This is a genomic window from Sellimonas sp., from assembly GCF_047234585.1.
GTDB lineage: Bacteria > Bacillota > Clostridia > Lachnospirales > Lachnospiraceae > Sellimonas > Sellimonas caecigallum.
In genome coordinates this window covers 1-13,646 of the sequence record NZ_JBKSWG010000040.1, presented here as the reverse complement: position 1 = coordinate 13,646, position 13,646 = coordinate 1, and the positions used below count along the sequence as shown (strand labels likewise).

At 45.2% G+C, this 13,646-nt stretch carries 13 protein-coding genes and 1 tRNA gene; 3 read left to right on the top strand and 11 right to left on the bottom strand.

Translation table 11 applies throughout. The annotated features are described in order from the left end of the window. Positions 1-115: 115 nt before the first annotated feature. The gene (locus tag ACLROL_RS11485) at positions 116-979 is read right to left on the bottom strand and encodes a radical SAM protein (RefSeq protein WP_413067874.1); all 864 of its coding nucleotides are present in this window, start codon (positions 977-979) and stop codon (positions 116-118) included. Between the two features lie 193 nt (positions 980-1,172). Between ACLROL_RS11485 and ACLROL_RS11480 the strand changes: the two genes are divergently transcribed. Both ACLROL_RS11480 and ACLROL_RS11475 read left to right on the top strand, forming a co-directional pair. Beyond that, a complete protein-coding gene (locus ACLROL_RS11480; RefSeq protein WP_087199459.1) occupies positions 1,173-2,516 on the top strand; it encodes a uracil-xanthine permease family protein in 1,344 nt (447 codons plus the stop codon). 186 nt (positions 2,517-2,702) lie between these two features. Beyond that, positions 2,703-2,773 (top strand) — tRNA-Gly (locus ACLROL_RS11475). 26 nt (positions 2,774-2,799) lie between these two features. Here ACLROL_RS11475 and ACLROL_RS11470 read toward each other — a convergent pair. From ACLROL_RS11470 to ACLROL_RS11455, 4 genes are read right to left on the bottom strand one after another with little or no spacing between them, the layout of a single operon-like run. Further along, entirely contained in the window at positions 2,800-3,603 is an 804-nt protein-coding gene (locus ACLROL_RS11470) for an ABC transporter ATP-binding protein (RefSeq protein ID WP_413067873.1), read from the bottom strand. A gap of 13 nt (positions 3,604-3,616) precedes the next feature. After that, on the bottom strand, positions 3,617-4,624 hold the full coding sequence (locus tag ACLROL_RS11465; RefSeq protein ID WP_413067872.1) for a FecCD family ABC transporter permease: 1,008 nt from the start codon (positions 4,622-4,624) through the stop codon (positions 3,617-3,619). After that, positions 4,625-5,608, bottom strand: a complete 984-nt coding sequence (locus ACLROL_RS11460; RefSeq protein ID WP_413067871.1) for a FecCD family ABC transporter permease — start codon at positions 5,606-5,608, stop codon at positions 4,625-4,627. A 3-nt stretch (positions 5,609-5,611) separates the two neighbouring features. Then, entirely contained in the window at positions 5,612-6,562 is a 951-nt protein-coding gene (locus ACLROL_RS11455) for an ABC transporter substrate-binding protein (RefSeq protein WP_413067870.1), read from the bottom strand. 156 nt (positions 6,563-6,718) lie between these two features. Here ACLROL_RS11455 and ACLROL_RS11450 point away from each other — a divergent pair, with 156 nt between their 5' ends. Beyond that, positions 6,719-7,723 carry a helix-turn-helix transcriptional regulator gene (locus ACLROL_RS11450; protein ID WP_413067869.1) on the top strand — a complete coding sequence of 335 codons (1,005 nt, stop codon included), beginning with the start codon at positions 6,719-6,721 and terminating at the stop codon, positions 7,721-7,723. A gap of 28 nt (positions 7,724-7,751) precedes the next feature. Here the strand turns inward: ACLROL_RS11450 and ACLROL_RS11445 are convergent, their stop codons facing one another. The 6 genes from ACLROL_RS11445 to ACLROL_RS11420 all read right to left on the bottom strand — a co-directional run bounded on the left by ACLROL_RS11445 (position 7,752) and on the right by ACLROL_RS11420 (position 13,578). Continuing rightward, entirely contained in the window at positions 7,752-9,065 is a 1,314-nt protein-coding gene (locus tag ACLROL_RS11445) for a replication-associated recombination protein A (RefSeq protein WP_413067868.1), read from the bottom strand. Positions 9,066-9,069: 4 nt separating this feature from the next. Further along, positions 9,070-9,273: a hypothetical protein gene (locus ACLROL_RS11440; RefSeq protein ID WP_413067867.1), complete on the bottom strand. Its 204-nt coding sequence runs from the start codon at positions 9,271-9,273 to the stop codon at positions 9,070-9,072. Between the two features lie 370 nt (positions 9,274-9,643). Then, a complete protein-coding gene (locus ACLROL_RS11435; protein WP_087199443.1) occupies positions 9,644-10,543 on the bottom strand; it encodes a ribokinase in 900 nt (299 codons plus the stop codon). 1 nt (position 10,544) lies between these two features. Continuing rightward, a complete protein-coding gene (locus tag ACLROL_RS11430; protein WP_413067875.1) occupies positions 10,545-11,570 on the bottom strand; it encodes a LacI family DNA-binding transcriptional regulator in 1,026 nt (341 codons plus the stop codon). Positions 11,571-11,676: 106 nt separating this feature from the next. Beyond that, complete coding sequence (locus ACLROL_RS11425) at positions 11,677-12,807, bottom strand: M20 family metallopeptidase (protein ID WP_413067866.1); 1,131 nt, start codon at positions 12,805-12,807, stop codon at positions 11,677-11,679. Between the two features lie 24 nt (positions 12,808-12,831). Further along, complete coding sequence (locus ACLROL_RS11420; protein ID WP_087199439.1) at positions 12,832-13,578, bottom strand: glutamine amidotransferase; 747 nt, start codon at positions 13,576-13,578, stop codon at positions 12,832-12,834. Positions 13,579-13,646: the final 68 nt, after the last annotated feature.

Below are 13,646 nucleotides of genomic sequence, written 5' to 3'. Positions count from 1 at the left end.
CTATATTATTTCTAATATAAGAATCTAATTATTTTTCCTTAACTTAATGACATTGCGCGTAAACGCGGTCTTTTTCTGAAGTCTTCTCTTCTAAAAACATTCCATCTTAAGTTTCTCAGGACACAATTGCAACTTTACCCTCCGTCTCTGCTTCAATGCGCTCATCCAGCTTTCTCAGCATCTTCTCTTTATCCTTTGGGAGCTCTCCTCTTACACGGAATTCTATGAAATCATGAAATCCATCATATGTCAGAGCGTCTGTCTCTATCATCTCCAACAGCCTTCTTTCTTCCATCAGATTTTCCTTTTCATCAGCAGGACAGAATGTGCCGTTTTGAATTTCCCGGAAAAGGGGCGCTCTCTCGTGCAGGAACATGGAAAAATTGATGACTCTCCTCGGCCTCGTCCTATTGAAAAAAGCAGCCGTATGTTCTGCATTTTCTATTCCTCGTCCCTTACCCGCCACTCCAGTCATAATGTGAGCATCATAGATAAGGCCAGCTTCTTTCATCCGTCTGATTTCCCGGTACGCCTGTTCAAGTGTGTGGTCTTTTTTCATAAATAGCAGAACGTCATCAAGCCCACTTTCAATTCCCAGATACAGATGTCTGACTCCCTCTTCATAAAGCCTGCAAAGCTCTCTGTCAGTCTTTCGCCCTACATCTGTTACCGTTGCATCCATATGTATACTTTCACATCCTGGAAAATATTGATGGATTTTATCCAGGATCTCCAAAAGTCGGTCTGCAGAGAGCCCAAATGCATTTCCGTCCCCCAAAAATACGGTCTTCGGATTGCCTCCCGCCTCCCGCACTCGTGCCAGTTCTTCTTCGATCTGCTTCATCGGAAGTTCCCTGTAACTGAGATGCTTGAACAAGGTACAAAAGATACATCTGTTGTATGCACAGCCCACGGCCACCGGAAGCATAAACGAACTCCGCTCCATCGGTCCTCTGCAGATCTGCCCTTCATATTTCATAGAAACACCTTCTTTAATTTCATATGACAGCTTATCTTTACTTGCTTCTCTTTCTATTATTATATACTACTTTTTTAGGAAATCCCAGCGTTTGCTTTCAAACTCGGAAAAAGATTGCTTTTTTCATCAACTTTGTGTAAAGTAGTAGATGTAAATTTTTTAACAAAAGTATAAACATACTGAGGAGGAAATCATGTCTAATTCTAACAAGCCGTCTATCGGCAAGCGTGCGTCTGTATTTGAACTGAATGGTGTGCCGCAGTTCGGGCAGGCGTTTCCTTTGGCGCTTCAGCATGTTGTGGCTATGATCGTAGGATGTGTAACGCCTGCTATCATCGTATCTGGTGTAGCGGGTCTCAACAACACAGACCGAGTCATTCTGATCCAGGCAGCTCTCTTTACCTCGGCTCTTTCCACACTGCTGCAGCTCTTTCCTTTTGTACGCACCCAAAAATTTCAGCTTGGCTCCGCCCTGCCTGTCATCATGGGAATCAGTTTTGCCTATGTTCCTAGTATGCAGGCCATTGCCGAAAGTTATGATGTCGGTACCATCCTCGGGGCCCAGATCGTCGGCGGAGTGATCGCCTTGCTCGTGGGGATTTCTATCCGGAAGATCCGTGTACTCTTCCCTCCGATCATTACCGGAACGGTCGTATTTACAATCGGCCTCTCACTTTATCCGACTGCTATCAACTACATGGCCGGAGGTACTTCAAGCCCTTCCTACGGTTCCTGGAAAAACTGGCTGGCAGCATTCTTTACGCTGGCTGTCGTAACAGCATTGAATCACTTTGCCAAAGGCTTTTTAAAACTTGCTTCCATCCTGATCGGCATCATCGCAGGATATATCTTTGCTGCCTGCCTTGGTCTTGTAGATCTTTCAGGAATTCAGTCTGCCGGAATCTTCCAGCTTCCGCAGCCACTCCATTTTGGGATCAAGTTTGAACCTTCAGCCTGCGTGGCCATCGGCGTACTTTTTGCCATCAATGCAATCCAGGCCATCGGCGACTTTTCCGCAACTACAGTAGGAAGTATGAATCGGGAACCAAAAGATAAAGAACTCCAGGGCGGTATCATGATGTATGGGTGTTCCAATATCCTGTGTGCCCTTCTCGGCGGTCTCCCGACTGCCACTTACAGCCAGAACGTGGGAATCGTAACAACAACAAAAGTTGTCAACCGATGTGTCCTTGGACTTGCCGCCGTCATTTTGATGATCGCGGGACTGCTTCCGAAATTCAGCGGTCTTCTCACAACGATTCCACAGTGTGTCCTTGGGGGAGCCACAATTTCCGTGTTTGCCTCCATCGCTATGACTGGTATCAAACTCATCATGCGCCAGGAAATGAACTTCCGCAATTCCGCTATTGTTGGTCTTGCAGTCGCATTAGGTATGGGCGTCACTCAGGCACCTGCATCCCTTTCCGCTTTCCCGGAATGGGTAACTACGATTTTTGGAAAATCTCCTGTTGTGCTGGCCACAATTACGGCAATCATCCTGAATCTCATTCTTCCAAAAGAAGAAAACAAACATTGATTTCGTATCCATATGCGTAAAAAGACTGCGGATGGTCCTCTGTGAGAAGCACCAGTTCCGCAGTCTTTTCTTTCCTATTGACTCCATTCATATTATCCCAAAAAGGAATCATGGAGCGAGAAGGAAAAGATAAAATTTTCTCGTTTCATATTGCAAAATATTTTCCCCGTGATATACTGTATGTATGCAGATATGGTTCATCGGTAGAACGCTAGCTTCCCAAGCTGGAAAGGCGGGTTCGACTCCCGTTATCTGCTTACAAAAGGCCGGAGGCATTGAATGATCAGTGTTTCCGGTTTTTTTCTTTCCCGATCCGGGTATAGTCGATACAGACAGGATAGGTATTCTCGCCATCTTCAAGCAGTGTCGCTTCGATTTCATAGAGATCTCTGAGATTTTCTTTTGTGACCACATCCCCAGGCTTCCCTTCAACAAGAATCCTTCCCTCTTTCATTCCGACGATATGGTGTGCAAATTTGGATGCATGATTCAGTTCATGGATAACCATCACGATCGTCGCTCCTTCTTCTTCATTCAACCTCTTCAGCAGTTCAAGAATATCTATCTGGTGTGCCATATCGAGATAAGTAGTAGGTTCGTCCAAAAGCAAGATTTCTGTCTTCTGCGCAAGTGACAGCGCGATCCACACTCTCTGCCGCTGGCCTCCGGAGAGTTCTTCTACTTTTCTGTCTTTCAGGCCATACACTCCCGTTTTTTCCATGGCCCAGTCCACAATCTCATGATCTTTTCGCGAAAGTCCGGACATAGGCTTCTGATACGGGAATCTGCCGTATCCTACCAGATCTTTTACAGAGATACCTTCCGGAACAATCGGACTTTGCGGTAGTACTGCCATCTTCCTTGCAATCTCCTTTTGTGCTATCTTTTTTATATTCTTTCCATCCAGAAGAACTTCTCCTTTTCTCGCCGGGAGAATCCTGGCTATTGTTTTCAAAAGCGTGGATTTGCCACATCCGTTCTGGCCGATCAGCATCGTAATCTTTCCTTCCGGTATCACAAGATCCGCGTGCGGAATGATAATGCGATCTTCATATGCAGCCTGCAGATTTTTTATTTCGATTCGCATCGATAAACGCCTCCTATTTTCCTTTTAACATAATATAAATAAAATACGGAACTCCCACAATGGATACGATGATTCCCACTGGTATCTCGATCGGGGAGAACAGGTTCCGTGCCGCTGTGTCAGCCGCCACAAGAATGACCGCGCTGACCCCTGCAGATAAAGGCAGCATCTTTCTGTGAGATGGCCCGGCAAGACGCTTCGCGATCTGAGGACCCAGGAGTCCTAAAAAAGCGATATTCCCGGCCACAGACGTAGCGATGGCTGCAAGACAGGATGAAAGAATGAGAAAGAAAAGTACTTCCCGCTGAAGGGATACTCCTACCCCCATAGCCAATTCATCTCCAAGAGCCAGTACATCCAGTACCTTGCTCCGGAACAGAATGAAAAAGATCAAAACGAGGATCAGCGGCAGTGTGATGATGATATAGTTCCAGCTGCTCCCCCAGAGACTTCCATTTGTCCATGTGAGGACCTGATTGTAGTCTCCTTTTGACATATTGAGCTGATAAAAAGAAATCACAGCCGTGATTCCTGCGTTGACCCCGACTCCGGTAAGAATAAAACGCACCGGCCGGATTCCCCGTTTATACGAAAACAGATAAATAACAGCAACGGTAAGAAGGCTCCCCATTATGGCGAGAAGCGGCATGAAAAATGCCTTTGACGCCGCCAACTCCGAATAGTATGCGCTCGTTCCAGCCGAAATCCACAGCACTACAAAAAGAGCCGCACCGGCATTGATCCCGATCATCCCCGGCTCGGACAACGGGTTCCTGGTAACAGCCTGGAGCACTCCGCCGGAAACGCCAAGGGCGGATGCCACAATAACTGCAAGGACGACTCTTGGGAGACGAAGCTCATAGATGGTAAATCGCTGCATGCTGTCTCCATTTCCAAGAAAAGTTCCTATCACTTCCCCTGGAGTCATCTGGTAGCTTCCAACCATCAGGGAGATGATTACTGTCAAAAGGAGAAGGACAATACAAACTAACACTGCAATTTTGTATTTTGCTTTCTTCATCTATTTTTTCTCCTTTCTCACAAGCCACAAGAATACCGGCACGCCGATACATGCGGTAAATAGTCCGATCGGAAGTTCATACGGAGCCAGGATCGTCCGCGCTGCAATATCTGCCAGTACAAGGATGACACTTCCGTACAGGAAAGAGAGCGGCATGAGTTTTCTGTAATCATTTCCGTTCAATTTTCTTATGATATGAGGAACAAAAAGTCCTACGAATCCAATATTTCCAGCCGCCGCTACACAGACAGCGCATATTGGGATGATGCAAAGTACGGTCTTTCTTTTTACTTTTTCCGGGGCAACACCAAGCCCTATGGCAGCTTCATCCCCAAGACTGATCAGATTGATCTTCCCTGATAATGAGAGGGCAAGGATGCTAAAGCTTCCGCCAACAGCAAAGAGAAATGCCGCCTGGATCCATCCAGCCTGACGAAATCCTCCGGCCACCCAGAAGGCCAGTTCCTGAGACCGGTTTCCAAGAAGCGCAGCCACTGTTGCCAGGGAAAGGAAAAAGGTACTTAAGGCAGTCCCTGCCAGAAGAATTCTGGAAATACTTTGGTTTGCAGCACTTTTCATTGTAAACAGAAGGATCATCCCTCCGCTTATGGCCGCACCCGTCAAAGCCATGAAAAAATTCCCATAGACGCCTCCTGCCAAAGCGGACACCGAAGAGATGGACACCGCAAGCGTCGCTCCCTGGGTAACCCCCAGAACAGTCGGCTCTGCAACAGGATTTCTAAGCACTCCCTGCATCATAGTCCCTGTCATTGCCAGCATTCCTCCGGCTAAGACTGCACATACTGTCCGGGGAAGTCTGACATTCCTGATCAACTGATCGTGAAGCGTCCCTTCATAGTGAAACAACCCGTGATAGATATCCGAAAGCGGAATTTTTTTTGCACCTATATGAATGGATGCGATGATTCCTACGAACAACAGCAGCGTTCCCGCTGCTGTCAAAATCCAAGACTTGTTCTTCATTGTCTATTTCTCCATCAAAGAGGAAAACTCTTTAAGGAACACTTCTTGTCCAATGCAGCTGTATCCGATATTGAAATATGGGCTGGATGGCAGCTCCACCACATGCCCGTCCTTGACGGCTCTCATACTGTTGTAGATACTGTTCCCTTTCAGACTTTCCATATCTTCCTCTGTCCCGACAACAAACAGATAATCTGCATCGATCTGTGCAAGCCCTTCATAGTTGATGACCGGAAGGCTGATATTCTCCTGCTGCGGCATATTTTCCGGTTTTTTCAGTCCCATGTCATCGTACATTACACCGCCGATCCCTGCCGCATCAAAGACAAAGAGCTGTCCACCGCTTGCAAGGAGAGCCAGGTACGTTGTATCTTCCCCGTATGTCTCCCGAATCGCTTTTCCTGTTTCTTCCGCTTTCTCTTTATATGTTTTCAGCCACTCTTCTGCCTTTTCTTCTTTATTCATCAGTTTTGCAAAGGCCTTGATGTCCTCCCTCCAGTCAATCTGTGCAAGTTCAATCATAACCGTCGGTGCAATTTTCTGAAGCTGACTGTACATCTTTTCCTGTACATTGGAAATAATGATGAGATCCGGATTTAATTCCAGGATTCCTTCCACATCCATCGTATCCTGCATACTGTATCCGAGAATCTTGGCTCCATCCAGTGTTTCTTCCAGGTATGACGGAAATTTTGTGTAATCGTACGCATCTGAGTTAGCTGTACCTACCACTGAATATCCAAGAACAGAAAGGATGTCACTGTTTCCACTCAAGTCCACGATCCGTTTCGGATCGGCCGGTATCTCCACCTTGCCTTTGGCATCCTGAACTGTCACTGTTTCCGCCTTTTTACCGGTTTCTTCCTGCTTTTTTGTGTCTTTTCCCTGGCATCCTGCCAGAATTACAGAGGTTGCCATTACGGCCATAATAATTGCAAAAAATTTCTTTTTCATCTGTACTTCTCCTTTTATTTGTTGTAATATACTACCGTGTGTTAGTCTTAGCTAACTACGTAGGGCATTATAACAAACCCATGTCCATAAATCAATACAAACATCTTTTTTGATTATTTTATCATCTTTTATCATATTTTTTGAAAGGGGAATCTTATGTTTTTTTCAGACAACGCGGCACAGTTCAGAGACATTGTGCTGCGAGAACTCGATTTTCATGCAGAAAAACAGACCTATTTTACACATTACCAAAACTCAGACGGAAGCTCTTTTCGCTTTTATCAAAAAGAGAATCTTTATGATTTCGGGATTGCTGACTACACGATAGGACACGATTTTACGATACGCTTTGACAATAGTGAGCCTCTATTGAGATTCGGAATCGTATATGACGGCACAACAAGATTCCAGCTGGATCATCAGTCTGCTTCTGCCTTTCTGCCGTCTGCCTTTCTCGTCTACGAAAAAGAACTTCACGGTATACAAAAATGGTTAAAAGGGCAGCATTTTCACGGCGCAGAAATCACGATCTATCCAGATTTTGTCCGAAAACTGGAGGCAGCATACCCTGATTTTCGCCTTTCGGATTATTTTATTCCCAATCACACTTATTACCATCTGCCATCACATATTCTGCAGGTCCTGCACCGAATGCTCTATCTGGACCGTACCGGGAGATTAAATCCGCTGCATCTGGAGGCAGCGATCCTCGAATGTATGGCCGCAATCTTCGAAAGCGGAGATCCAGATGGGCAGAACGCTTTCTCTCGACAAGTAGATTACGGTACCATAGAAGTCGGAAAAGATCGACGGCAGATTGCATTGACCGCCAATGATTTTCATTGTATCCAAACTGCCAGAGATATTCTCACGGAGCAATTCCGCAATCCTCCTACCATCGATTCTTTAAGTCGCCAGCTTCTGATCACGCCACAGAAGCTAAAAGCCGGATTCTCCCACTACTACCATATGACAATCGGAGAATACGTCTCTTCTCTGCGGATGTCTCTGGCTGCCAGTTTGCTCTGTACCACCGAACAGTCTGTGGCGGAAATCGCCCGTGAGACAGGATACAGCTACACCTCGAATTTCATACGGAAATTCCAGGACACATACAGCTGCACTCCTCTGAAATACAGGAAACGGGAAAAAAGAAAATAGGATACCGTTTATAGTTTAAAAAGCGCTGCTATTTTTCCTTCCATTCCTTGATGGCAGCAAGTCTCTCTTTGTATGCTTTTTCTTTTCCTTCTTCAGTAGGAAAATAGTATTCTCTCCCTTTCATGGAATCCGGCATACACTGCATATGAGTCAGTTTCTCTTCTGTATCATGGGCATATTGATACCCTTTTCCGTAATCCAGCTCTTTCATCAGCTTTGTAGGAGCATTTCGAAGTACCAGGGGCACCGGTTCATCTCTCTTCGTCCTGACATCTGCTTTGCAGGATTCACACGCTCGGTAAAGTGCATTGGACTTGGGCGACAGGGATAAATAAATGACCGCATGCGTCAGGTGCACATCACATTCAGGCATTCCGAGAAAGTGACAAGCCTGGTATGCCGCCACCGCCACCTGAAGCGCCTGACTGTCCGCCATCCCCACATCCTCACTAGCGAACCGGATCAGCCTCCTGGAAATATAAAGAGGATCCTCTCCTCCTTCCAGCATCCGCATCATCCAGTATACAGCCGCATCGGGATCGCTGTTTCGCATGGATTTATGCAGGGCGGAGATGAGATTGTAATGCTCTTCCCCCGTCTTATCATACAGAAGAGATTTCCTGTTGATACACTGTTCCATTCCTTCCTCCGTGACATAGATCCCATCGGCGTGTATTTCGCCATTGAGCACAGCCATCTCCAGTGTGTTGAGCGCTGTACGGGCATCTCCATTGGCAAATGCGGCAATCGCTTCCAACTGGCTGTCTGTGATTTTGACATGTTGTTCCGCAAAGCCTTCTTTTTTCTCAAGCGCATGGTGCAGCAAACATACAAGATCTTTCTCTTCCAACGCTTTGAGTACAAATACCTTACAGCGAGATAACAGAGCTGAATTAATCTCAAAAGAAGGGTTCTCCGTTGTTGCACCGATGAGGGTAATGCTCCCTTTCTCCACAAACGGCAGAAATGCATCCTGCTGTGCCTTATTAAAACGATGGATTTCGTCTATAAAAAGAAGCGTCCGCTGCCCCATCTTTCTCCTCTGTTCCGCCATCTGCATGACTTCTTTGATCTCCTTGATCCCGCTTGTGACCGCACTGAAATTTACGAACTCCGCTTTTGTTTTTCCTGCGATGATGCTTGCAAGCGTCGTTTTTCCCACGCCCGGAGGGCCCCAGAAAATCATGGAGGAAATTTGATCCCGTTCTATGAGTTGTCTGAGGATCTTCCCTTCTCCAATAAGATGTTCCTGTCCCACAAAATCTTCCAGTCCTGCCGGCCTGAGTCTGGCTGCCAGAGGGACAGTCTCTCTTCTGTCATCAAACAATGTCATCTGTTCCATATCATCACTCTTCTTTCAGATCGTATAATGCGTAGAGGTCCAGCATATTTTTATACATCATCTTATTTCCCATATATTGTCGGTAAGTAGCAGATTTTGTCCTTCCTGCCTCTTTCATCTCCTCCAATTTGTCACATGCATCCTCGTACCTTTTCTGAATGGCTTTCTGCATCTTTTCGTACTGCTGAAGCTTTACTCTGTCTTCCATCTCTTTTTCCCTCCATTGGAACTATTTTATCTGTGTTTCTATTCTAGCATATTCTTTTCATTCTCAAAAGCCGGTTCCCAAAATCCAGCTCTTATCAGATTGGAGAATTATATCAATGGCAGGCATGACTTTCGTCTATCTTTACTTTATATTCACAATTCCTTTTGTTTTTTCTCATATTTTCGTCACAAATGCAGTGTACTATAGAATCAGACAAGGAAAACAACTTGTTGAAATAAAAATTTTCTTTTTCATAATTTTCTCCACGGCTGGGGCTCCTCCCCCAGCCACTTTTTTATGCCAAAACCAAGCCAGCAAAAGGCCGGGGAAGAAACTTTTCTCTTCCCCGGGCCTTTTACAGATTTTTCTCTTATACTATTTTCTGATTTGCGATCCCATAGATCACTTCTTGTTTTTCAGGTATGGAGACTGCAGCTCCTTTCCTTGACACTGCTATAGCTGCAGCATAGGAAGCTTCTGTTAATGCCTGAGCCTTATTCTTTCCTTCCATCATAGCAGCCAAAAAATATCCTGTAAACGTGTCTCCCGCCGCAGTAGTGTCAATCGCCTTAGTCTCATATGCCTTCTGTCTCCATATTTCCTGAGTGTCCTGATATATAGCTCCCTCACTCCCAAGTGTGAGTACGACTCCCGCACGGGGATAACACTTTTTCATTTCCGCCAAGATTTCTTCTGTCTCGTTCTTTCCGGTAATCTGTCGTCCCTCTATCTCATTGATGAGAAACAAGTCCACTTTCTTCAAATCGGCTTCCTGCAGATTTTCGTCAAAAGGAGACGGATTCAAGATAACCGTCATTCCTTTTTCTTTGCCCTTGTCAATCAGGTATCCGATCAGGTTAATCTCATTTTGAAGAAGTAAAAAATCTCCTGGTTCAAAAAAATCGAGTACAGAATCTACCTTTTCTTTCGTATTCATTCTGTTAGCCCCTGGGAAAAGGATGATACTGTTCTGACCTTCGTCGGAAACTTGGATTACTGCATTTCCGGTTCTTGTTTCGACTTGAGATATAAACCTTGTATCTGCTCCTGATTTTTTGCAAATCTGCTTCAGAAATTCTCCGTCTTCCCCGATCATTCCCGCGTGCCAAACCTGGGCTCCCGCTTTTGCAAGTGCCACGGACTGATTCAGTCCCTTCCCTCCTGGAAATACAGAGAGATACTGCGAAGTGATTGTCTCTCCTGGGGCGACGATGTGCGGAATCCGATATGTATAATCTATATTTAGTGAACCGTAATTCAATATCTTCATGCTACTCCTCTTTTCTACATACAGACACACTGTCCCGGATGATGAGAGATGGCTGGAATGTAATACATTTCTGAGATTTCCGTTCATTTCCCACTTCTTCTGCAAGCTGTTTGACAGCCTCCACTCCCATATCATAGACAGGCTGTCTGACTGTAGTGAGCGGTACGTCAAGAAGTTCTGAGAAAAAAATATCATCATACCCCACTAGAGAAATCTGCTCTGGGACATGAATTTTCTGTTTTTTCAAATAATTGTATGCTCCGTACGCTGACATATCGTTGAATGTAAAGATTGCTGTCGCTTTCTGTTCTGTCAGGTATTTTGCTCCCAGATATCCGCTTTCCGAATCATACTTTCCCTCATAAATCAGTTCCTGACGATATGGGACTCCGTACTCTTTCAGCGCTTTCTGATATCCAGTAAGACGATCCCTTGAATCTTCGAGTTCTTGCGGTCCGGTTACGCATCCAATTTTTCTGTGTCCCTGTTCCAGAAGATATTTTGAGGCAGCATATCCGCCTTGTATATGATTGACAATGACCGAGCTGCAGGACGCTTCTTCTAGGAAGCGGTCAATCATCACAAAGGGCATCTTCAGTTTTTCTAAAAGTGCAATACTCTCCATTGCCTTTTTTTTGTCGCTGTCCAAAGACATACAAAACAGAATGCCATCCACTCCTTTGTCTGCCAGTATCTGTATATAAGATAAATCTCTCTCATGTTTGTCATTCGTATTGCACAGAAACAGATTCCAGCCTTTTTTTCTGCACTCGTCTTCCACTCCTTTTGCCAGATTGGAAAAAAACACATTGCTGACATCTGATATGATCAGCCCGATCGTATCTGTGCGCTTCTTTACCAGACCTACAGCAAGTTGATTCGGATGATAATTTAATTTCTCTGCTGCATCCAGAATAGTATCCTTTGTGCTTTTTGGTATTTTGTGTGCCTTATTATTCAGGACAAGCGAGATCGTCGTCACTGAAAATCCTGTATAATTGGCAATGTCCTTAATTGTTGTTCTCAATCTTTTCAACCCCATCAAATACTTTTCTCATACGCCGTCCAATCTAGTATTCCTTATAAGTCGAAGCTGTATATGTATACTATACCTTATTTTTGCCAAAAATTGGTTAAAATATTTGATTTAACAGCTGGATATACCGGATATATTGTTTTACCTCTACATATTCATCCGGTTTGTGAGCAAGATGAGGTTCCCCAGGGCCGAAAAGGATGACAGGAATTGTCGTGTCATTCCTTGTCAGTATCGACGCATCCGTAAAAAACGGAATCCCGATTTTTTCATCTGGAATTTTCATACATCTGAGTCCCCACTGTATTTTCCTGATCCAGGAATCATCCTCGGACGTCTCAATTGCCCTCCTTTTGTTTTCGATCCTGAATTTTGCTGTCAGTACCCCCTTTGTCTGCCGCACGTATTTCTCTTTTGCTTCTTCCGCACAGTACAGTACATCTTTCTCTGTCATTCCAGGTATGATGCGGATATCCATGCGAATATCCGCTTCGTCCGGGGTCATATTCGGAGCGATCCCACCAGAAATGCCAGTAATCTGAACTGTGGGTTTCCCAAGGAGGGAATGGCTTTTTGTTTCCAGTGCGCTTTTGATATCTGAAAAGATCTGCATGCCATACTCAATTGCATTAACTCCTTCCTTCGGATAGGCCCCGTGGCTTGTCCGCCCCCGAACCTGCATCTCCATCCAGACACAGCCCTTTTGCGCACTTCCTATTTTGAGCCCGGTTGGTTCTCCGATCAGCAAAAGTATGGCGTCATCCATCCGTCCATCTCTCAGGATCTGCTCTGCTCCATTCCCTCCTTTTTCTTCGTCGCACGTCCCAAAAAAGTAAATCGTCTGTCTCGGCACATACCCCCGTTTTTTCATATTTCCCAGCGTATATACCATCCCGGCCAATCCGCTTTTCATATCGCTTGCACCCCTGGCATAGATGCATCCATTCTTTTTTACCGGAACGGCAGGGTCCGTACTCCATTCAGAAATTTTTCCATATGGAACCGTATCCAGATGCCCGTTCCAAATAATCTTTTCTTCCGACTTCCCTTCCAGCATCGCAATAACATTGGCATGCTTTTTTCCAATTTCCTGAACCACAGCATTCACTCCGCATGCTTTCAAATAGTTTGCCAGAAACTCCGCCAGAATCCGTTCGTCGTCACTTCCGTTGACACTGCCAATGGAAAGGACTTTGTTCAAAAATTCTTCTTCACTGTAGCTTTGCATCTGTCCTGCCTCCTGAATCTTATGTTATTCCTTTTCTGTAAGCCACCCTACAATGCCCTGCCACACTGCCGGGTATTCTGGCCATTCACAGAATTCCGGCGGTGCCCAGTGCGGTGCACAGTCTGAAGTAAACACTGCACTTCTTCCTTTCCCGTACGTGCCAAAAGCAATAAAAGGATCTTCTCCTACCAAGACTGCCACATCTGCATCTGCTTTCGCAATTGTCTTATTGTAACCTAATACTTCCGGCCAGCTAGACTTTACTTCTTTCAAAGCAGCATGCTCTTTGACCGTAATCGGTCGTATCCCCTCACAGTGTTCCATCCGGTCATCAACTGTCAATATTTCTACCGGCAGCACTTCCTGCACCGGTGTATCATGCCATTTTCCCTTTGCGTCCACCCCGGAGAATGTCAGATAACCGCCAATCATCAAAAGTCCTCCTCCGTCAAGTACATAATCACGGATCAGCCCTGCCCTATTCGGCATTTTTACGCTTTTTGTGAAAGTGGCACACGGAAGCAGCAGTGTATTGGCCCCTATATCCGAAAGGATAACTGCATCATATTGTTTCAATTCTTCCAATGTGTACGGAAATTCCTCCGCTGCCACGTGGTTCGGTAGGAAAGTTACTTCATAGCCTCCATCTTCCAGCGCTTTCTTCAGCCATTTTTCTCCGGTTTCATAAACTGAAGTATAAAAACTGTCAAAACCTTTTACATGAGTCGTATAACTCATCCATGACTCCCCTGCAAGTAATATTTTTTTCATTTCGCCTTTCCTCCTACTACTACAATATATTTATGGTTAATACCCCTTACAGCCAGTAAGGAATTACC